Source organism: Vibrio sp. S/42/10 (assembly GCF_029890535.1).
GTDB classification, from domain to species: domain Bacteria; phylum Pseudomonadota; class Gammaproteobacteria; order Enterobacterales; family Vibrionaceae; genus Vibrio; species Vibrio cyclitrophicus.
The window spans coordinates 139,318-159,530 of record NZ_JAKMZC010000007.1 but is presented as its reverse complement, the minus strand read 5'-3'; the positions used below and the strand labels follow the sequence as shown (position 1 = coordinate 159,530).

At 45.5% G+C, this 20,213-nt stretch carries 20 protein-coding genes; all 20 read left to right on the top strand.

Annotation, left to right across the window (positions count from 1 at the left end; all coding sequences use genetic code 11):
• Positions 1 to 5 precede the first annotated feature (5 nt).
• The gene (gene ispG, locus L8S15_RS10275; protein ID WP_009848294.1) at positions 6 to 1,127 is read left to right on the top strand and encodes a flavodoxin-dependent (E)-4-hydroxy-3-methylbut-2-enyl-diphosphate synthase; all 1,122 of its coding nucleotides are present in this window, start codon (positions 6 to 8) and stop codon (positions 1,125 to 1,127) included.
• A gap of 70 nt (positions 1,128 to 1,197) precedes the next feature.
• Complete coding sequence (gene hisS, locus L8S15_RS10270) at positions 1,198 to 2,466, top strand: histidine--tRNA ligase (RefSeq protein ID WP_010440547.1); 1,269 nt, start codon at positions 1,198 to 1,200, stop codon at positions 2,464 to 2,466.
• 79 nt (positions 2,467 to 2,545) lie between these two features.
• Positions 2,546 to 3,160 carry a YfgM family protein gene (locus L8S15_RS10265; RefSeq protein WP_010440549.1) on the top strand — a complete coding sequence of 205 codons (615 nt, stop codon included), beginning with the start codon at positions 2,546 to 2,548 and terminating at the stop codon, positions 3,158 to 3,160.
• Between the two features lie 10 nt (positions 3,161 to 3,170).
• Entirely contained in the window at positions 3,171 to 4,331 is a 1,161-nt protein-coding gene (bamB, locus tag L8S15_RS10260) for an outer membrane protein assembly factor BamB (RefSeq protein WP_280572931.1), read from the top strand.
• A gap of 158 nt (positions 4,332 to 4,489) precedes the next feature.
• The gene (gene der / locus L8S15_RS10255; RefSeq protein ID WP_010440555.1) at positions 4,490 to 5,971 is read left to right on the top strand and encodes a ribosome biogenesis GTPase Der; all 1,482 of its coding nucleotides are present in this window, start codon (positions 4,490 to 4,492) and stop codon (positions 5,969 to 5,971) included.
• Between the two features lie 133 nt (positions 5,972 to 6,104).
• Positions 6,105 to 7,007, top strand: a complete 903-nt coding sequence (locus L8S15_RS10250) for a metal-dependent hydrolase (RefSeq protein ID WP_010440558.1) — start codon at positions 6,105 to 6,107, stop codon at positions 7,005 to 7,007.
• A 289-nt stretch (positions 7,008 to 7,296) separates the two neighbouring features.
• Positions 7,297 to 8,301, top strand: a complete 1,005-nt coding sequence (locus tag L8S15_RS10245) for a sensor domain-containing diguanylate cyclase (RefSeq protein ID WP_010440561.1) — start codon at positions 7,297 to 7,299, stop codon at positions 8,299 to 8,301.
• 40 nt (positions 8,302 to 8,341) lie between these two features.
• On the top strand, positions 8,342 to 8,569 hold the full coding sequence (locus L8S15_RS10240) for a zinc ribbon domain-containing protein (RefSeq protein WP_010440564.1): 228 nt from the start codon (positions 8,342 to 8,344) through the stop codon (positions 8,567 to 8,569).
• A gap of 295 nt (positions 8,570 to 8,864) precedes the next feature.
• Entirely contained in the window at positions 8,865 to 10,151 is a 1,287-nt protein-coding gene (gene urtA, locus L8S15_RS10235; RefSeq protein WP_010440568.1) for an urea ABC transporter substrate-binding protein, read from the top strand.
• A 235-nt stretch (positions 10,152 to 10,386) separates the two neighbouring features.
• Positions 10,387 to 12,015: an urea ABC transporter permease subunit UrtB gene (gene urtB / locus L8S15_RS10230; protein ID WP_010440570.1), complete on the top strand. Its 1,629-nt coding sequence runs from the start codon at positions 10,387 to 10,389 to the stop codon at positions 12,013 to 12,015.
• 10 nt (positions 12,016 to 12,025) lie between these two features.
• Positions 12,026 to 13,207: an urea ABC transporter permease subunit UrtC gene (gene urtC, locus L8S15_RS10225; RefSeq protein ID WP_010440571.1), complete on the top strand. Its 1,182-nt coding sequence runs from the start codon at positions 12,026 to 12,028 to the stop codon at positions 13,205 to 13,207.
• Entirely contained in the window at positions 13,204 to 14,046 is an 843-nt protein-coding gene (urtD, locus tag L8S15_RS10220; protein ID WP_010440572.1) for an urea ABC transporter ATP-binding protein UrtD, read from the top strand. Before urtC ends, urtD begins: the two co-directional genes overlap by 4 nt.
• 1 nt (position 14,047) lies before the next feature.
• Entirely contained in the window at positions 14,048 to 14,743 is a 696-nt protein-coding gene (urtE, locus tag L8S15_RS10215; RefSeq protein WP_010440573.1) for an urea ABC transporter ATP-binding subunit UrtE, read from the top strand.
• Positions 14,740 to 15,687 carry an urease accessory protein UreD gene (locus tag L8S15_RS10210; protein ID WP_010440575.1) on the top strand — a complete coding sequence of 316 codons (948 nt, stop codon included), beginning with the start codon at positions 14,740 to 14,742 and terminating at the stop codon, positions 15,685 to 15,687. The genes urtE and L8S15_RS10210 overlap by 4 nt, the downstream gene beginning before the upstream one ends.
• 133 nt (positions 15,688 to 15,820) lie before the next feature.
• Entirely contained in the window at positions 15,821 to 16,123 is a 303-nt protein-coding gene (ureA, locus tag L8S15_RS10205; protein ID WP_004735119.1) for an urease subunit gamma, read from the top strand.
• Between the two features lie 11 nt (positions 16,124 to 16,134).
• Positions 16,135 to 16,470 (top strand): urease subunit beta, encoded by a 336-nt coding sequence (locus tag L8S15_RS10200; RefSeq protein ID WP_010440579.1) that lies wholly within the window; start codon positions 16,135 to 16,137, stop codon positions 16,468 to 16,470.
• Positions 16,471 to 16,511: 41 nt separating this feature from the next.
• Positions 16,512 to 18,215, top strand: a complete 1,704-nt coding sequence (gene ureC, locus L8S15_RS10195) for an urease subunit alpha (RefSeq protein ID WP_010440581.1) — start codon at positions 16,512 to 16,514, stop codon at positions 18,213 to 18,215.
• A 115-nt stretch (positions 18,216 to 18,330) separates the two neighbouring features.
• Positions 18,331 to 18,783 carry an urease accessory protein UreE gene (gene ureE / locus L8S15_RS10190; protein ID WP_010440584.1) on the top strand — a complete coding sequence of 151 codons (453 nt, stop codon included), beginning with the start codon at positions 18,331 to 18,333 and terminating at the stop codon, positions 18,781 to 18,783.
• Between the two features lie 73 nt (positions 18,784 to 18,856).
• Positions 18,857 to 19,453, top strand: a complete 597-nt coding sequence (locus L8S15_RS10185) for a HupE/UreJ family protein (protein ID WP_010440587.1) — start codon at positions 18,857 to 18,859, stop codon at positions 19,451 to 19,453.
• 41 nt (positions 19,454 to 19,494) lie between these two features.
• The gene (locus L8S15_RS10180) at positions 19,495 to 20,175 is read left to right on the top strand and encodes an urease accessory UreF family protein (protein ID WP_010440589.1); all 681 of its coding nucleotides are present in this window, start codon (positions 19,495 to 19,497) and stop codon (positions 20,173 to 20,175) included.
• Positions 20,176 to 20,213: the final 38 nt, after the last annotated feature.

Sequence of the window (20,213 nt, the reverse complement as noted above, 5' to 3'; positions counted from 1 at the left end):
TTAATATGCAACACGAATCTCCTATTATTCGTCGCAAATCAACCCGTATTTATGTGGGTGATGTGCCGATCGGTGATGGTGCACCAATTGCTGTGCAATCCATGACCAACACAAGAACAACTGATGTAGCCGCGACCGTTGCTCAAATTCGAGCTTTGGAAAAAGTGGGTGCTGATATCGTTCGCGTATCTGTTCCTACTATGGATGCCGCTGAAGCGTTTAAGTTAATCAAGCAGCAAGTATCTGTTCCTTTGGTTGCTGATATTCATTTCGACTACCGTATCGCCCTTAAAGTGGCTGAATATGGCGTTGACTGTTTGCGTATCAACCCTGGTAACATCGGTAATGAAAGTCGTATCCGCTCCGTTGTTGATTGTGCTCGCGATATGAATATTCCGATTCGTATTGGTGTTAACGGCGGCTCTCTTGAAAAAGAGATCCAAGAGAAATACACAGAACCGACAGCCGAAGCGCTTGTTGAATCCGCAATGCGTCACGTCGATATCCTAGACCGTTTGAACTTTGATCAATTTAAAGTCAGCGTTAAGGCTTCTGATGTCTTCCTCGCCGTCGGCTCTTACCGTTTGCTGGCTAAGCAGATTGACCAACCACTTCACCTTGGTATCACCGAAGCGGGCGGTGCTCGTGCTGGCTCTGTGAAGTCAGCTGTGGGTCTAGGTATGCTTCTTTCTGAAGGTATCGGTGACACGCTGCGTATCTCGCTAGCGGCTGATCCTGTTGAAGAGATCAAAGTTGGCTTTGATATTCTTAAATCTTTGCGCATTCGCTCGCGTGGCATCAACTTCATTGCGTGCCCGAGCTGTTCTCGTCAAGAGTTCGATGTTATTAACACCGTTAACGCCCTTGAAGAGCGCTTAGAAGACGTTATTACCCCAATGGACGTATCAATCATCGGTTGTGTGGTTAACGGCCCTGGTGAAGCTGAAGTGTCTCACTTAGGTTTAGCCGGTAGTGCACGTAAAAGTGCCTTCTACGAAGACGGTAAGCGTCAGAAAGAGCGCTTCGACAACGATGATCTTGTCGACAAACTTGAAGCTAAGATTCGTGCAAAAGCGTCAGTGCTTGATAAAGCAAATCGCATTGATGTAGAAAACTTAGAAGATTAATACAACGCGATGGGGTGTGACTGTCTATTCGCACTAACACCTGGTCGTGAGAAATTACGGAATAAATACTGTGGCTAAAAATATCCAAGCAATTCGAGGCATGAACGACTGCCTTCCAACTCAATCACCACTGTGGCAGAAAGTAGAAAGCGCAGTTAAAAACGTGGTGAGTGCATACGGTTACAACGAAGTACGTATGCCTATCGTTGAAGAAACAAACCTATTTAGCCGTGCCGTTGGTGAAGAGACAGACGTTGTTTCTAAAGAGATGTACACCTTTGACGACCGCAATGGCGATAGCCTAACGCTGCGTCCTGAAGGCACAGCTGGTTGTGTACGTTCATGTATTCAAAATAGCCTTATCAACCGTGATGAACAGCGCCTATGGTACATGGGCCCGATGTTCCGCCACGAGCGTCCTCAAAAAGGTCGTTACCGTCAATTCCACCAATGTGGTGTTGAAGTGTTTGGCTTAGACGGTCCAGACGTTGACGCAGAACTTATCATGATGACAGCTCGCCTATGGCGTGAGCTAGGTATCGATAAGCACGTTCGCCTAGAGCTAAACTCAATCGGTTCTCAAGAAGATCGCGTAAGCTACCGCACTGCGTTAGTGGCTTTCCTTGAGCAACACATTGATGTGCTTGATGAAGACTGCAAACGTCGTATGCACACTAACCCTCTACGTGTACTTGATACTAAGAACCCTGATGTTCAAGCTATCTTAGGTGACGCACCTCGACTATCTGAATATCTAGGTGAAGAATCGAAGCAACATTTTGCTGGTTTATGTGAACTTCTTGACGCTGTTGGTATCGAATACCAAGTTAATGAGCGTCTAGTACGCGGCCTAGATTACTACAACCGTACCGTATTTGAGTGGATCACAGACAGCCTTGGTGCTCAAGGTACAGTATGTGGCGGCGGCCGTTACGATGGTCTTGTTGAACAACTGGGCGGAAAAGCAACCAACGCAGTTGGCTTCGCAATGGGTCTAGAGCGTCTGGTTCTGATGATGGAAACGCTAGAACTAACAGAAGTTCGCCGTAGCGTTGATGTTTACATGGTTGCGGCTGGCGAAGGCACTATGATCGCAGGCATGCAACTAGCGAATCAATTACGCGACACTGTAGAAGGCGTGCGTGTGATGAACCACTTTGGTGGTGGTAACTTCAAGAAGCAATTCAAACGTGCTGACAAAGTAGGTGCCGTTGTGGCGCTAGTGCTTGGTGAGAACGAAGTTGCTGATAATACCGTTGTACTAAAAGATTTGGTTGGCGGCGAGCAAGAAACCGTGTCTCAAGCGGAAGTTGCAGAGAAAGTTGCTGCGCTAATCTAATTAGCCATTGAGCAAACGCTCATAATGAATATTAACGTCAGCACTATGCTGGCGTTTAAAGAATTAAAGAGGACAGGAAGTGGAACTTTACGATAGCGAAGAGCAACAGGTTGAAGCCATTAAAGATTGGTGGAAAGAGAACGGTAAAGCCGTAATCTTTGGTGCGGTTATTGGTTTAGGTGGTCTATTTGGTTGGCGCTATTACCAAGATTCAGTCCTTGAAGCGCGTGAAGCTGCTTCAGAAAGCTACACCTCTGTCATTTCAGCTCTTGATGCTAAGGGCGTTGATGCTCAATCTGACATTCAAGCTTTCATCGACGCAAATAAAGACGCTGAGTATTCCGTTCTTGCTGCTATGCAACTAGCAAAAGCACAAGTACAAGCGGGCGAACTTGCAGCGGCACTTGAACAGCTTGAGTGGGCAAAATCGGCAACTAAGGATGCGGCTCTAGCGCCACTTCTTACTTACCGTGTTGCACGTATCAAAGCTGAGCAAGGTGAATTTGACGCAGCATTGACTGATCTTGAAGCGATGACTGACGAATCCTGGAAAGGCCGTGTTGCTGAACTACGTGGTGATATTTCACTTCGTAAAGGCGATACAGACGCAGCATACAGTGCTTACACAGAAGCACAGCAAGCTGTTGATGCTAGCCAAACGCTTCAAATCAAACTTGACGACCTAGCTAAATAAGGCGCTTTGAATGAAGAAGATGTTTCCCAAAGCGGCGTTGTGTGCGATTGCTCTTGGCCTGTTAGCAGGCTGTGCGGGTGAAGAAGACACAGTCATTATGGCTCCAGTACCAACAGTAAATAGCGAGTTCACTCCTAAACAGGAATGGTCTACGTCAGTTGGTGATGGTGTTGGTCACTACTTTTCAAAACTATCGCCAGAACTGGCGTACGACAAAGTATTTGTTGCAAGCCGCGAAGGTTTGGTTAAAGCGCTTGATCCTGAAACGGGTAAAGAGCTCTGGAAAGTCGATCTAGAGAAAGACGTACTGGCTCGTTTATCGGGTGGCTTAACGGCGGCTTACGGCAAAGTATTTGTTGGTTCTGAGAATGGCGAAATGATCGCGTTGGACGAATCGACGGGTGAAGAGCTATGGCGTGTTTCAGTGAATGGCGAGGTGCTTGCATCCCCAGCGACTGAAAACAATATGGTACTGGTTCATACTAGTCGCGGCATGATGATTGCTCTAGACCAAGAGACCGGTGAGCAAAAGTGGACAATCAGCACTGAAGTTCCAAGCCTAACACTCCGTGGTGACAGTACGCCTGTTGCTGTTTCTGGTGGTGTTTTCTGGGGTACGGCAAATGGTCGTCTAGCTGCCGCTATTGTTGACCGTGGCCAGCTTATTTGGCAACAGCCAGTAGGTATGCCAAAAGGCGCAACGGAAATTGATCGCTTAGTGGATGTTGATGCATCTCCAGTTGTTCTTGGTGGTACTTTGTATACCGTTGGTATCAATGGTCAATTGATTGCTATCGATCTTCGAGCTGGCAAGCCAATTTGGAAACGTAACTATTCGTCAGCGATTGATCTCGCGAGTGATGGCAGTCGTTTGTTTGTGGTTACCGATAAAGACCATGTGGTTGCAGTTGATGCTCGTAGTGGTACTGAACTTTGGAGCACTCCATTGTTAGAAAACCGCTTACTGACAGCACCTGCTATTATTAATGGTTATGTTGTCGTGGGTGACACCGAAGGTTATCTGCACTGGTTAGATCGTTCATCTGGTGAGTTTGTTGCTCAACAGTTAGTCGATGATAGCGGCTTTGCGGTAGCACCAATTGAATTGCCTGAAGGCTACTTAGTGACGACTCGCAATGGCGATGTAAAGAAACTAACGATTAGCCAATAAAAGCGTGATACAATTCACAGTCGGCTCCTGGTTGGTAACAGCCAGGAGCCGTTTTGTTGTTAAAAATTAATAAACCGTGTGGTTATAGGTAAGAGTTTAAACTTGCGAACAAGTGCTTACCTATAACTACATTTAGAGAAGAAATTGTAGAGGTTGTTATGGTACCTGTTGTTGCTCTAGTAGGGCGTCCGAACGTAGGTAAATCTACGTTATTTAACCGATTGACTCGAACTCGTGATGCATTGGTTGCGGATTTTCCTGGCTTAACGCGTGACCGTAAATACGGTCATGCTCATTTTAGCGAGCATGACTTTATTGTTATTGACACTGGTGGTATCGACGGTACCGAAGAAGGTGTTGAAACTAAAATGGCTGAACAGTCGCTAGCGGCGATTGATGAAGCTGATGTCGTTCTATTTATGGTAGATGGCCGTGCTGGTCTAACACCTTCAGACGTAGCGATTGCTAAGCACCTTCGTCAACTAGAAAAGCCTTCAATGCTAGTAGTAAACAAGGTTGATGGTATTGACCCTGATGCGGCAAGTGCTGACTTCTGGCAACTAGGTGTAGAAGACATGTATCAGATCGCTGCTGCGCACGGTCGTGGTGTAACAGCGTTGATTGATCTTGCTCTTAACCCATTTGCGGAAGCGCTTAAAGCTGAGAATGGCGAAGTAAGCGATTTGACTGAGTTTGAAGACGAAGAAGAAGAGCAAGTTGATTTCACTGAAGAAGAAGCGGAAGAAGAATTCAAGCGCCTTCAAGATCAACCGATCAAGCTAGCGATCATTGGCCGTCCTAACGTAGGTAAATCAACATTAACTAACCGTATTCTTGGTGAAGAACGTGTTGTTGTTTACGATATGCCGGGCACAACCCGCGACTCTATCTACATTCCAATGCAGCGTGATGAGCGTGAATACGTTCTAATTGATACTGCGGGTGTTCGTCGTCGTAAAAATATCAACGAAACGGTTGAGAAGTTCTCAGTGGTTAAAACACTGAAAGCGATTGAAGATGCAAACGTTGTATTGCTGCTTATCGATGCTCGCGAAAACATCTCCGATCAAGATCTAAGCTTGTTAGGCTTTGCATTGAACGCGGGTCGTTCAATTGTTATTGCAGTAAACAAATGGGATGGCCTAGATAACGACGTTAAAGATCGCGTTAAGAAAGAATTAGACCGTCGTTTAGGTTTCGTTGATTTCGCACGTATTCACTTTATTTCTGCACTTCATGGTACAGGCGTTGGTCACTTGTTTGAGTCTGTTCAAGAGGCTTACAAGTCAGCAACGACTCGTGTTGGTACTTCTGTGCTAACTCGTATCATGAAAATGGCAACCGATGATCACCAACCGCCTATGGTTCGTGGCCGTCGTGTGAAACTGAAATACGCGCACGCTGGTGGCTACAACCCACCTATTATCGTTATCCACGGTAACCAAGTTCGCAACTTGCCAGATTCATACAAGCGATTCTTGATGAACTACTATCGTCGTTCACTAGAGATTATGGGTACACCTATTCGCATTCAATTCCAGAACAGCGAGAACCCATTTGAAGCGAAAACAAACAAGCTGACAATCTCTCAAGAACGTAAACGTAAGCGCATGATGAGCATGGTTAAAGGTCGTAAGTAAACCTTTCCAATAGATTTGATACCCGAGCCTGTCTCGGGTATTTTTTTAAGCAAAATTCACGTTAAGCCACAAAGACACATTTTTGTTTCGCTGTGGCTTAACGAATCAGACTAGATTTCAAAAGAAGAACAATATGACCACTAGCGATTTGATTACACAAGCTGAAGCAATCCCACCAACCATTACTCAATTTTGTCATCAAGCGTGGCAACTTACGGCGAAAGCGCTGTATGTAGAAAGCGACAGCAGTAAAACTTACCTGATCACTGATGTGACGCCTTTTCATCCTGTGAGTCATATTTGGCCCGATCACCCAGCAGACCAAGGCTTCGTCAATGTTGGTGACGAGCAATATCCTGTGGAAGACTGCCTTGTTGGTGCAATAGAACAATCTACTGGAAAACTTCACATCGCAGCCGATATTCCTGTTAAGCGTGATACGGAAGGCTGGGCGTTTGTGGTTGTCCACCAGCTACCTGTATTAGTTTCTATGATTAATGTTAACGATGAAGTGCTGTTGTCGGTTGATAAAGAGTACCAAGCCAGTTTGAGCCGAGGTCACAGTGCTGGCCACATTGCTTTCTTAGCGTTGAATAAAGTATTGGCTGAGAGCTACTGGCGGAAAGATGCCGACAGAAAAGATCCGCTCGGCAGTTACGACTTTAATAGCTACGCACAAGTGACTAGCTTTGTGACTCCTGAGTTGTGTACTGATAAGTATCGTTTGGGCAAAACCCTGAAGAAGCGTGGTTTGAACGTAGCAGATATGCTAACCAATCTTGATGGTATCGAAGCTGACATCAATCAGATGATTAAAGGTTGGCTCGCAGATTCGACGCCAGTGGCAATGAGATTGGAAGGCGAGGCATTAACAGACTCTCGCTATTGGGAATGGCAATTGGATAGCGATACTTTAGTGTCGATTCCGTGTGGTGGTACTCACATAGATAATACCTCAGAGCTTGGAGCGTTATCGGTTAAGTTAACTCAGCTAGATGAGCAACATATTGAAATGCTAACGCATGTAATTCGATGATTTCGGTTACAGATCGAAATTACTTATTCTGTTTAACCTGTTTTTACATGCAATTATCAAAATAAATAACCATTTAAAATTGAAATGCAGCACATGTAACTTATGCTTTCGGTATGTGGTGATATAAATATTCTTTTTGGGGTAGATCGCTGATCAAAATAGATAAAGCAAAAGATCAACCTATGATCTTCGATTGTGTGTTGTGGTTATTTAGTGTGTTATTATTAACCAACAGCAAGCTTGCATAAGAACAGGCTGCACCCGACTACACAATTGAAAGCTTTAGTGAATGGAACAACAATTTTTATTAGAAGGCCACCGAGCAGTGAATCGTTTGCTTCGAAAGCTTGCACTTGGAATGGATCGTAAGGATTTAAACCATAAGATCATTCAGCTTACAGAGCAGCTTTTTGGGCAACGTATGGCCTCAATATTACTGCTTAACTCAAAGTCGAACACTTTACACATCGAATGCGCGCCTAACTTGCCCGATTTTTATAATCAGCAGATAGAAGGTATTGGAATTGGCGTTGGTATTGGTTCTTGTGGAGAGGCTGCTGCGCTTAAGAAAGCTGTTATGGTCTCTGATATTAATACTCACTCAAATTGGGCGCCTTTCTTAACCTTGACCAATCAAGCCAACTTACACGCTTGTTGGTCGGTGCCCATTATCTCTTCGCATGGCCACGTGCTAGGTACATTTGCGATTTACAGCCGATGCATTTCAGAACCTCATGAATTTGAACTCGAGATCTTGGAGCTGCTTGCTTCTTTGTATTCAGTAGCGCTAGAGAAATACGAGCTAGAGAATCAACTCAACTTTTTTGCCAGTCATGATTCGCTGACGCATTGCTTGAACCGCCGAGCATTGTTAAGTGAAGCTAAGAAGGTTTTAGTTAAACGATGTTTTGCGGACAAAGTGATGGCCTGCCTGTTTGTTGATGTTGATAAATTCAAGTCAATCAACGATACGTATGGCCATAGCTTTGGCGATGATGTTCTGTTAGCCGTTGCAAAAGTTCTCGATGAAGCGACTACGGCATGTGCCAAGGTAGGTCGTTACGGTGGTGACGAGTTTGTAGTGTTTTCTTGCTTTGATACCGAACAAAAAGTGTCAGACTTTTATCACAGCTTAGAAAAAGCGTTGGATAAAGCTCTCTATATTAATGGCGTTCAGTTTTCAGTCAGTGTTGGGATTGCTTGTGAAAAGTCGCCTAAAGGGCTCGATCAGTTGATTGCGTCAGCTGACAAAAGCATGTATCAAATCAAGCAAGCCAAGGCGAAGAAAGAGTAGATTGCTTATTAGTACTGAAAGTAAAAAGTTAGGATTTCCTATGAGTGAAAATATCTGCCCTAAATGCCAGTCAGAACTTAGCTGGGATGGTAAATACCACTGTGAAAGCTGCCAAGATCACTTTACAAAAGTGGGCTTTTGTCCTGAGTGCAGCAGCCAATTAGAGAAGCTTCAAGCTTGTGGGGCTGCGAGCTATTTCTGCAATGGTGATTGTAACGAGCTTAAATCTAAGTCGAGAGTGAAATTCGAGTTTCAACAAGCCGAATAGTCTTACCTCTCAATGGCAAGACGATAATCTGAGGTGTTTTTTGTAGGTCTAGTATGAAAATATTGGGCCTTTTTTGTATTTAGCGAATATGCGTGTGTCATCTTGGTTCAATCTTATCGTCACTGCACCAGCATGAAACATAGTAACCTTGTCGCTATGCACTGCATTGGTGTTAACTTAGTTAAAGTACTATTAAATACAAAGGCTTAAAACTTTGTTGGTTATGTTTTAAGTTTGGCACTCTTCTTGTAACTCTGTAATTGAATAACAAAAATACAATTATGGAGTAACAATCATGAACAAGGTGTTCAATTTATCGCTAGCTGCACTGTGTACAACACTTTCATTTTCTTCTGCAACAGTGCTTGCGGCTGACGATACCATTAAAGTCGGCGTTCTACATTCATTGTCAGGCACTATGGCGATCAGTGAAACAACGCTAAAAGATACCGTTCTTATGCTCATCGACGAGCAAAACAAAAAAGGTGGCTTACTTGGTAAGAAGCTTGAGCCTGTAGTTGTTGACCCTGCGTCAAACTGGCCGTTGTTTGCTGAGAAAGCACGTGAGCTTATCGAGAAAGAAAAAGTGGATGTGGTATTTGGTGGTTGGACATCGGTATCACGTAAATCCATGCTGCCAGTTTTTGAAGAGCTAAACAGCATCCTTTTCTACCCAGTACAGTATGAAGGCGAAGAGTCCTCTAAAAACGTTTTCTACACCGGTGCTGCGCCAAACCAACAAGCGATTCCTGCCGTTGATTACTTAATGGATGAACTTGAAGTGGAACGTTGGGTGCTTGCAGGTACCGATTACGTTTATCCACGTACCACCAATAAGATCTTAGAGGCCTACCTAAAAAGTAAAGGTGTCGCAGAAGAAGACATCATGATCAACTACACACCGTTTGGTCATTCTGATTGGCAATCTATTGTTTCAGATATCAAGAAGTTTGGTGAAGCTGGTAAGAAAACCGCCGTTGTATCTACTGTGAATGGCGATGCAAACGTACCTTTCTATAAAGAGCTTGGTGCTCAAGGTGTTTCATCTGAAGACATTCCGGTGATTGCATTCTCGGTTGGCGAAGAAGAGCTATCGGGCATGGATACTGAACCTCTAGTGGGTCACTTAGCGGCATGGAACTATTTCATGAGCGTCGATACCGAAGTCAATGAAGAGTTCGTTGAAACATGGCAGTCATTCATTAAGAGTGACAAACGTGTAACGAATGACCCGATGGAAGCACACTATATTGGTTTCAATATGTGGGCTCAAGCTGTGACTAATGCGGGCACAACCGATGCCGAAGCGGTGCAAGATGCATTGATTGGTGTGTCTGTTCCAAACCTATCTGGTGGCTACTCAACCATGCTACCAAACCACCACATAACTAAACCTGTATTGATTGGTGAGATTCAAGATGATGGCCAGTTTGACATCGTTTGGGAAACCACAGGCCTTGTTGCAGGTGATGCTTGGTCTAACTACTTACCTGAATCAGCAAAACTATTCTCTAGTTGGTCTAAGCCATTCTCATGTGGTGCGTTCAACGTTGAAACTAAAAAGTGTTCTGGTGGTAACTAGAGTTATTCGCTCTTGGCTGATAACTAGTTACTGGTTATCAGCTTTCGTTACTGGGTGTTAGCTATTACCGGTAACTACTAGCTATGAATATTGAGCCTTCTCTTTAGGGAAGAGTGCTTCTGCATGGAGGCGCAACGAAAGAGAAGGCTCAAATTAGTTTCAAGTCACAACAACTATCCAAACATCCACCAAGTAAAAAATAACAATATCTAACTTGTTGGTTAAGGAAGCAGGGATGAAGAACGTATTAAACGTATTTAAGGCGCTGTTGCTCATGGCTATCAGTGCTCAGTTGGCTTTTGCTGGAATAACGGATGAAGCTAGCTTTACCAAGGCGCTAGTTGGTAAAAAAACATCGGATAAAGAGCTAGCCATCGATTGGATCATTGAGACACAAACGGAAGACGTGTCGAAGGCTATTTTAGATGGATGGTTAAACGGCAATCTCTATTACTTCAATGATAAAAAAAACGAACATTATAAACAGCTCTATCTCATTCAAAACACCAAAACAGCCACTTCAGTTCAGTCTGTATGGGATGAATCAACTCTCAATATCGACAATGCTAAGCTGTTTAAAAAGGTGCGCGTAAACAACAAACTTCGCGGGATCTTACGGGGTGAAATTGCCTCTATTGGATTAAATAGCAGTAACCCAGATGTGCGTTATCAAGCGGTTCTCGATCTACTGGGAACTAAGGATGCCACTATCATCGATCGTTTATCCGAACTTAGAGAAAATGAGACCGATGGTAAAGTCGCTGAACTAATGGATTTGTCATTAGCTATTTTTACCTCGCTTGATAACAGTGCAACAACTGAAGCTCGAGTAACATCGATTGAACGAGTGGGCGACTTTAAGCATTCAGTCGTTCTAAAAACACTGAACCAACTACTTAACGGTGAGCAAGAACCAAGCATTTTGGCTGCAACAGAGCGTGCGATGGACGATTATCAACAAAGCCAAGCTCTGTACTCAGGTGTTGAAACCGTATTCTTTGGCTTGAGTTTAGGTTCGGTATTGGTACTAGCGGGCATTGGCTTAGCGATCACCTTTGGTGTGATGGGCGTTATCAACATGGCTCATGGTGAGCTGATCATGATTGGCGCTTACACCACCTATGTATTGCAACTTCTGATGCCGAATCATATTGGTTTAGCGCTAATACTTTCTATTCCTGCAGCATTCATCGTTTCGGGCTTAGTGGGTATTGCGATTGAGCGAAGCGTGATTCGTCACCTTTATGGGCGTCCATTAGAGACCTTGCTCGCCACCTTTGGTATCAGCTTAATCTTGCAGCAAGCCGTTCGCTCTATTTTCTCTCCGCTGAACCGATCAGTGAGTACACCTGAATGGATGTCTGGTGCGCTTCAATTGAATCCTATGCTATCGCTGACTTATAACCGTCTTTACATCATCTTGTTCTGTGGCTTGGTGTTTATGGGGTTATTGATGGTTCTGAAAAAGACACCGTTAGGCCTTCAGGTTCGTGCCGTTTCTCAAAACCGTGGTATGGCTCGTGCGATGGGGATTCGATCGGAACGTGTTGATGCGATGACCTTCGGTTTAGGCTCTGGCGTCGCAGGTGTTGCGGGTGTAGCGCTTTCTCAACTGACTAACGTTGGCCCAAATATGGGGCAGGCGTACATCATTGATTCTTTCATGGTGGTGGTGTTTGGCGGGGTTGGCAACTTATGGGGCACACTAGTCGCAGGGCTCAGCCTTGGCTTATTTAATAAGATTTTAGAACCATGGGCTGGTGCGGTTCTCGCCAAGATCCTAGTACTGGTTTTCATCATTCTGTTTATTCAAAAACGTCCACGCGGACTATTCCCGCAACGTGGCCGTGCGGCTGAAGGTTAAGGACAACATCATGCAGTCTAAATCATTTGTACTTTCGGCGATGCGTGGTGACAAAGGTGGTCAACTGACCATCCTTGCCATTCTTGCGGCCGTCATTCTTATTCCGCTGGCTAACACCATGTTGCCAAGTGGACACCCGTTTCATGTTGAGACTTTTACAATCTCATTAATGGGCAAATACCTGAGTTACGCAATGTTGGCGTTGGCGCTCGATCTTGTGTGGGGCTACCTCGGAATCTTGAGTCTAGGCCATGGCGCTTTCTTTGCGCTTGGTGGCTATGCGATGGGCATGTACTTAATGCGCCAGATTGGTGACCGTGGGGTATATGGTGACCCAATCCTACCTGACTTCATGGTGTTTCTTGATTGGTCGGCGTTGCCATGGTTCTGGCAGGGCTTTGATCAGTTCTGGTTCGCCTGCCTAATGGTGGTGTTGGTACCGGGCGCATTGGCTTATTTGTTCGGTTATCTGGCTTTCCGTTCTCGAGTGTCAGGGGTGTATCTTTCTATCATGACTCAAGCGTTAACTTACGCATTGATGCTGGCGTTTTTCCGCAACGAAATGGGCTTTGGTGGTAACAATGGATTGACGGACTTTAAAGACATCATCGGTCTGAGCTTGCAAAGTGATGCAGTCAAGATAGGTCTGTTTGTTGCGACTGGTATTGCGCTAATCCTCAGCTACATCGCGTGTCGCATGGTGGTGACCAGTCGATTAGGGCGAGTGGCTTTAGCGATTCGTGATACTGAATCTCGCACTCGATTCATGGGTTACGACGTCGATGGTATCAAGCTGTGGGTCTTCGTTCTGTCTGCGGTTATCGCGGGTATTGCTGGTGCTTTATATGTGCCTCAAGTCGGTATCATCAACCCGGGAGAGTTTGCTCCGCTTAACTCGATTGAGATAGTGGTTTGGGTTGCCTTGGGCGGTCGTGCCACTCTGTTTGGTGCCATCGTTGGTGCCCTGATCATCAACTACGCCAAGAGTTGGTTTACGGTTGAATTCCCAGAGGTGTGGTTATTCGCCCTAGGTGGTCTATTTGTACTTTCAACCATGTACTTCCCACAAGGTGTGATTGGCTTTGTTAGCGAGAAATGGCAACAACTGCGTAAGGCGTCAGGTTCACGAGGCAAGGGAAAAGGAAAATCAGATAAGGATGATCAGTCAGAAAACAAGGAGGTGATCGTATGACCACATTTAGTAACGTTAAGGAATCGGTTCAAGCTTTCACTCGCCGAGACGAAGTCTTTGATTACCTCAAACCTGATGTTCATCCTGCCATCGATACTCGTCATAACGTGTTGTTGTACGTGGAAGGCGTTAACAAAAGCTTCGATGGTTTCCAAGCGATAAACGACCTCAATCTTTATATCAAAGAAGGCGAACTGCGCTGCATCATCGGTCCTAATGGCGCGGGTAAAACCACCATGATGGATATCATTACGGGTAAAACAAAGCCAGATACTGGTGATGTGTGGTTAGGCTCGAACATTAACTTATTGAAGATGAATGAAGCAGAAATTGCCAATGCTGGAGTTGGGCGTAAGTTTCAAAAACCGACCGTGATTGAATGTCTAACCGTTTGGCAAAACCTTGAATTAGCCATGGCGGGCGACCGCTCTGTTTGGTCTACTTTCACTGCGGTGATGTCTGGTGAGCAGAAGGACAAGCTCACCTCGGTACTTGAACTTATTCACCTAAAAGACGAAGCCGCCAACTTGGCTGGCAATCTCTCTCACGGACAAAAGCAGTGGTTAGAGATCGGCATGTTATTGATGCAGAACCCCAAGCTGTTGCTGGTGGATGAGCCCGTTGCAGGTATGACTCACCAAGAGATGGATCGTACATCGGAGTTACTTAACTCACTGGCAGGCAAACACTCTGTAGTCGTGGTTGAACACGATATGGATTTCGTTCGTTCAATCGCTAGCCATGTCACCGTACTTCATCAAGGTCACGTGTTGGCCGAAGGCACCATGGATCAAGTGCAAGCTCACCCTGAAGTTAAACAAGTTTATCTCGGAGAATAGGATGCTAGAGGTTAAATCAGTTAATCAATATTACGGTGAGAGCCACACATTGTGGGATTTAGACATGCAGATCCCAGAAGGCAAATGCACGGTATTGATGGGACGCAATGGCGTTGGTAAAACGACTCTTCTGCAATGCATCATGGGGCTAGTTAAAGTCAAAAGTGGTGACATTTCGTTATCGGGTGAATCGCTTTTGAAAACCGATGCCGAAGATCGTGCTCGCCAAGGAATCGGTTATGTGCCGCAGGGACGTCAGATCTTTCCGATGCTTACTGTGCAAGAAAATCTAGAAGTCGGTTTGCCGATTCGCGACAAGGGTGACCGTAAGATCCCAGAATTTATCTTCGATATCTTCCCTGTATTAAAAGAGATGCTGCATCGACGTGGTGGCGACTTATCTGGTGGTCAGCAACAACAGCTCGCGATTGGTCGTGCGTTGGTGGTTAACCCTAAGCTATTGATCTTGGATGAACCGACAGAAGGTATTCAGCCCAATATCGTGCAAGAGATTGGCGACATCATTCGTATGCTTAACGAGAAGATGGGACTCACGGTTCTGCTTGTAGAGCAAAAGCTACCATTTGCGAGAAAGGTTGGTGATCGCTTCTGCATTCTTGACCGTGGACGTCAGGTCGCGGAAGGAGAAATGAAAGGGCTCAATGAATCCTTGATCAAGGAGTACCTGACCGTATGAGTGCTTTATTTTCTTTGAGCGAAGAAAGGGACGCTTCTTTAACCGAGGCTTTGTCTCTGAATGAAACCATTGAACAAGATATTCGAGACGGCTGGCAGGCGAGCTTAAACCTCAACTTTGTCGACCGTGGTGATAAAACCGTTTTAAAGAATCGTCAGCAGTCTGGTCCGCTTGCGGTGCAACGCCCCTTGTATCCTGATGGGGAAACGTGTCACACCTACTTACTCCATCCCCCCGGCGGAGTAGTAGGTGGTGACACTCTCAACATTGAAGCGACCATAGAAAGTGGCGCTCATGCGCTAATTACCACCCCCGGTGCCACTAAGTTTTATCGTTCTAATAATAAGTACGCCAAGCAGAAGCAGACCTTGCGAGTGAAGAAAGATGCGCGCTTGGAATGGATGCCGCAAGAGAACATTTTTTTCCCTAATGCACACGTACGTTTAGACACTGAAATTCGGCTAGAAAAGGGCGCACAGTTTTGGGGTTGGGAGATGCACTGTTTTGGGCGACCTGCACAGAATGAGGGATTTGAGCATGGTCACCTTGTAGGGAAAACAGAAATCTATCTTGATAATCAAAGGCTTCTCACTGAAGGTTTTAATTTTCATGGTGGCGATAAGTTAATGATAAATATGGGGTTACTTGATTTCTCAATGATGGGAACCTTTTATCTTACGTCAAATGAGAAGCAAGATTTAGAGTTGGTACAGAGCTTGCTCTTATCTATTACACAGCAAGCTTCACAGCAATCAGTCACATCGAAAGTGCCGAATGAGCCCACATTAATAATGGGTGCGACGCAAATAGAGGGATTGATTGTGGTGCGAGCCTTGGGTAATTGGAGTGAAGACATCCTCCAAGCCTTTGGTCAGATATGGCAAGCAACTCGCTCTCATTTGTGTGGTACGACTCCTGATTTACCAAGGATTTGGGCGACTTAGCGATTAGCCCTTTTTGTACCGAGGGCGACTTCCGGCCCTCGGTACATTTTTTAAAGCTTGCTATGTTTGAATCCCACTTACTGCTCATGCGTTTTTGAGCACTAAGAAAACAACACTAACAGCGGGCGGCTAAATGGAATTAACACCAAGAGAAAAAGATAAGCTACTTATCTTCTGCGCAGGAATGCTGGCACAGCAGCGCAAACAAAAAGGCTTAAAACTCAACTATCCAGAATCTATTGCACTGATCAGCAGTGCCATTCTTGAAGGTGCCCGCGAGGGTAAAACCGTTTCAGAGTTGATGGATTTTGGACGCACACTTCTTACTGTCGATGACGTTATGGAGGGGATCCCTTCCATGATCCCTGATGTACAAGTCGAAGCCACTTTTCCTGATGGCACCAAGTTGGTGACCGTTCATGAACCTATTGTGTAGGGAGAAGCAAGATGGCTGGTTCCACAAAAAAATACTCAGGTTTCGTTCCCGGCAAAGTAGAAACCGCTCCCGGTGACATCACCTTAAATGAAGGTCGCGAGACAACGTCAGTTAAAGTTCAAAACATTGGCGATCGTCCTATTCAAATTGGCTCTCATTACCACTTCTATGAAGCAAATCCTTCGCTGATCTTTGATAGAGAAACCACTAAAGGCTTTCGGCTCAATATCCCTGCGGGCACTGCAACTCGATTCGAGCCGGGTCAGTCGCGTAGCGTCGAGTTAGTACGTTATGCCGGTAAGTTAGAAATTTACGGCTTCCAAGGAAAGGTGATGGGCAAGCTTTAAGCGCTCCTCACGGAAATAATTAAAACAACAAAGGATTGATCATGGCGACGATATCCAGACAGGCTTACGCCGAAATGTTCGGGCCAACAGTTGGAGACCGAGTGCGTCTTGCTGACACCGATTTATGGTTAGAAGTTGAAAAAGATTACACCGTTTACGGCGACGAAGTGAAATTCGGCGGTGGCAAAGTCATCCGTGATGGACAAGGGCAAAGCCAACGTCCAAGTGCTGAGACACCGGATTTGGTGATTACCAACGCCATCGTATTAGACTACTGGGGCATCGTGAAAGCCGATGTCGCAATTAAAGATGGCCGAGTTCAGGCATTAGGTAAAGCGGGCAACCCAGATGTTCAACCGGGTGTTGATATTGTGATTGGCCCAGGCACCGAAATTTTAGCCGGTGAAGGCTCTATTCTGACGGCTGGTGGCATTGATTCACACATCCACTTTATCTGCCCGCAACAAATTGAAGAAGCGCTAGCTTCAGGTGTTACCACCATGATTGGCGGTGGCACTGGGCCAAATACGGGTACTAACGCAACCACATGTACGCCAGGGCCTTGGAACATGCACCGCATGTTGGAATCACTCGATCAATTCCCAATGAACTTTGGTTTGTTAGGTAAAGGCAATGCAAGTCAGCCAGAAGCTCTACGCGAACAAGTCGCAGCAGGTGCAGTCGGTTTGAAGTTGCACGAAGACTGGGGAACAACCCCCGCTTCAATCGATACCTGCTTAAGTGTTGCTGACGAGATGGACGTACAAGTTGCGATTCATACCGACACTCTGAATGAATCTGGTTTTGTTGAATCGACACTTGGCGCAATCGGTGACCGCGTGATTCATACATATCACACCGAAGGTGCGGGTGGTGGTCACGCTCCTGATATTATTCGTGCTGCAGGTGAACCGAATGTTCTGCCTTCTTCGACTAACCCTACACGACCTTACACCATAAACACCGTCGATGAGCATTTGGACATGTTGATGGTATGTCACCACCTTTCCCCGTCTATTGCTGAAGATGTGGCGTTCGCCGAGTCGCGTATTCGTCGTGAAACCATTGCCGCTGAAGACATTCTTCATGATTTAGGTGCGTTTTCTATGATCGCTTCGGATTCTCAAGCGATGGGGCGAGTGGGTGAAGTAATAACTCGAACTTGGCAAACCGCGCACAAGATGAAAGTTCAGCGCGGTAGCCTAAAAGAAGATTCAGACTACAGCGATAACTTCCGTCTAAGACGTTATGTCGCTAAGTACACCATCAACCCTGCGATTACTCATGGTATGTCTCATGAAATCGGTTCTATCGAAGCCGGAAAATTAGCAGACTTAGTGTTGTGGAAGCCCGCTTTCTTTGGTGTGAAACCAAGCGTGATTTTGAAAGGCGGCATGATCGCCATGGCACCAATGGGTGATCCCAATGCTTCTATCCCAACCCCTCAGCCAGTTCACTATCGCTCTATGTTTGGTAGCTATGGCAAGGCGTGTCAGAACACATCGATGTTGTTTGTTTCCAAGGAAGCCAAGGCGCAGAACATCGATAAGCAGTTGGGGCTGCAGAGTTTGATTGGCGTAGTGAGCAACTGCCGAAACATCAGTAAAGCTGACATGAAGCTTAACGATTGGATGCCGAAGATTGAGGTCGACTCTCAGACTTATCAAGTGCGCGCTGATGGCGAGCTGCTTACGTGTGAACCTGCTGAAGAACTGCCAATGGCTCAAAGATATTTTCTATTTTAATAGCTCGGCTGAAGGCTCTTATCTTAGACCTTTAGCTGAAGCTCGTGTTTTAGCTCTTGGCTGAGGGCTCTTATTTTGAACGTTATAAATCTCACAAGGAGATTGAGGTAATAGCATGATTGAACTAACTCATATTCAAGAGGAGTTAAACACGACTCCTGATGGCTTTCTAAGTCTACCGATCGATAGTCGTATTAAGAGTCGTCTTAAAGTCACACTCGATGACGGGCGCAATGCAGGGCTGTTTCTACCACGAGGTCATATCTTGCGTGGCGGTGAACAACTCTCAAGTGAATGTGGCTTGGTCGTGGAAGTGAAAGCGGCACCTGAAACCGTTTCGACTATTTACTGTGAAGATCTGCTCCTACTAACGCGAGTGGCTTACCACCTTGGCAATCGACATGTTCCGTTACAAGTGGAAGCTGGCTGGGTTCGTTATCAACACGACCATGTTTTGGATGAAATGGTTGAAGGCTTAGGCGCTAAAGTGACCACCGAGACACAACCGTTTGAACCTGAAGGCGGCGCTTATGGCGGTCGCTCGGGTGGTCATCACCACCATCATTAATCGAGTCATTTGAGACTCACCCATTTATAGATACAACCACGATATTAATAACTATAAACGCAAGGAACTCGCGATGAACTTTAAAACAGCTGCAGGCTTATGTACTTTCACAATAGCTTCTCTAACAACATCGACATTGGCATTAGCTCACCCAGGTCATGGATCTCACTCGGTTCATGAGTCTCACTCATTTATGTCTGGCTTAACTCACCCTGTGACAGGCATGGATCACCTGATCATGCTGATCGCTTTTGGTCTATTAATTGGCGCACTGTCATTTTCAACCAAGATCAAAGCAGCTTTGATTGGTGGTGGATTAGTATCGTTAATGCTTGGTCTTATCGCAGGCCAAGCCTTGGGTTTCTCTGTGATTGTTGAACCAGCGATCATCGCTTCTCTGTTTGTAGTTAGTTTATGTTTATGGCATGTATTCTCACCATCAACTAAGCGTGTAAACAGTGTATTAGCGGCTTCGATTGGTATGTTGTTTTTCCATGGTTACGCACACGGTGTTGAGGCGGCAAGTAATCTGACTCAGTTTGCAGCAGGCATGGGCATCAGTGCTTTGGCATTAATGGTTATCGGCACTTTGGTTGGCCGTGCGGTTTACTCTAAATGGCTGTCGGTTGGCGTGGCTTCAGCAAGCGCACTATTGATTTTAGGCGCGTAAGCTCTCGAACTTTTTGATTCTAGAAGGCAGAGAGCAAGAGTATGACCAAAACAGAAAATATCGCTATTTATCGTCTCTTTCAATTGATCAGTCCATCGTTGCCGATTGGTGGTTTCACTTATTCGCAAGGGCTAGAGCTTGCTGTAGAAGCGGGGTGGGTGACCGATCGCAACAGCATGGAACAGTGGCTCAATACCATCGTCAGTTCCAGTGTCGCGACTTTGGAATTGCCCATCTTAGAGCGCCTTTATCACGCGCTAGAAAAAGGTGAGCTCGATGAGATTGAGCACTGGTGTAACTATTTGTACTCAAGTCGTGAAACCAGTGAATTGCGAGCGGAAGAGAAACAGCGTGGACAAGCCTTGAATACTCTGTTGAAGCGTTTAGATATCGATATTTCGTTGGTGGACTCTGTTGATAGTCATCCTAACCAACTGTTGGGCATGTGTATGGCGGCTCAGCATTGGGGCATTGATTTAGAGATCCTCAAGCAGGGTTATTTATGGAGCTGGCTTGAAAACATCGTTACCGCAGGGGTCAAGTTAGTGCCTTTAGGTCAAACCGATGGTCAGTTGGCACTGATTAATATCACCAACACGTTTCCCGAGATCATTGAGAAAGCACGCACGATAGAAGATTGGATGATAGGCAGCTTTTCGCCATCAATGGCATTAGCAAGTTCACTGCACGAAACACAATACACGAGACTATTTCGTTCGTAGCGGTTAGCACGAACGATGTAGTAAAAAGAATATAAGGA

Coding starts and splice junctions, on each gene's coding strand:
- ispG (WP_009848294.1), top strand. CDS start 6: ATGCAACACGAATCTCCTATTATTCGTCGCAAATCAACCCGTATTTAT.
- bamB (WP_280572931.1), top strand. CDS start 3,171: ATGAAGAAGATGTTTCCCAAAGCGGCGTTGTGTGCGATTGCTCTTGGC.
- der (WP_010440555.1), top strand. CDS start 4,490: ATGGTACCTGTTGTTGCTCTAGTAGGGCGTCCGAACGTAGGTAAATCT.
- L8S15_RS10250 (WP_010440558.1), top strand. CDS start 6,105: ATGACCACTAGCGATTTGATTACACAAGCTGAAGCAATCCCACCAACC.
- L8S15_RS10245 (WP_010440561.1), top strand. CDS start 7,297: ATGGAACAACAATTTTTATTAGAAGGCCACCGAGCAGTGAATCGTTTG.
- L8S15_RS10240 (WP_010440564.1), top strand. CDS start 8,342: ATGAGTGAAAATATCTGCCCTAAATGCCAGTCAGAACTTAGCTGGGAT.
- urtA (WP_010440568.1), top strand. CDS start 8,865: ATGAACAAGGTGTTCAATTTATCGCTAGCTGCACTGTGTACAACACTT.
- urtB (WP_010440570.1), top strand. CDS start 10,387: ATGAAGAACGTATTAAACGTATTTAAGGCGCTGTTGCTCATGGCTATC.
- urtC (WP_010440571.1), top strand. CDS start 12,026: ATGCAGTCTAAATCATTTGTACTTTCGGCGATGCGTGGTGACAAAGGT.
- urtD (WP_010440572.1), top strand. CDS start 13,204: ATGACCACATTTAGTAACGTTAAGGAATCGGTTCAAGCTTTCACTCGC.
- urtE (WP_010440573.1), top strand. CDS start 14,048: ATGCTAGAGGTTAAATCAGTTAATCAATATTACGGTGAGAGCCACACA.
- L8S15_RS10210 (WP_010440575.1), top strand. CDS start 14,740: ATGAGTGCTTTATTTTCTTTGAGCGAAGAAAGGGACGCTTCTTTAACC.
- ureA (WP_004735119.1), top strand. CDS start 15,821: ATGGAATTAACACCAAGAGAAAAAGATAAGCTACTTATCTTCTGCGCA.
- L8S15_RS10200 (WP_010440579.1), top strand. CDS start 16,135: ATGGCTGGTTCCACAAAAAAATACTCAGGTTTCGTTCCCGGCAAAGTA.
- ureC (WP_010440581.1), top strand. CDS start 16,512: ATGGCGACGATATCCAGACAGGCTTACGCCGAAATGTTCGGGCCAACA.
- ureE (WP_010440584.1), top strand. CDS start 18,331: ATGATTGAACTAACTCATATTCAAGAGGAGTTAAACACGACTCCTGAT.
- L8S15_RS10185 (WP_010440587.1), top strand. CDS start 18,857: ATGAACTTTAAAACAGCTGCAGGCTTATGTACTTTCACAATAGCTTCT.
- L8S15_RS10180 (WP_010440589.1), top strand. CDS start 19,495: ATGACCAAAACAGAAAATATCGCTATTTATCGTCTCTTTCAATTGATC.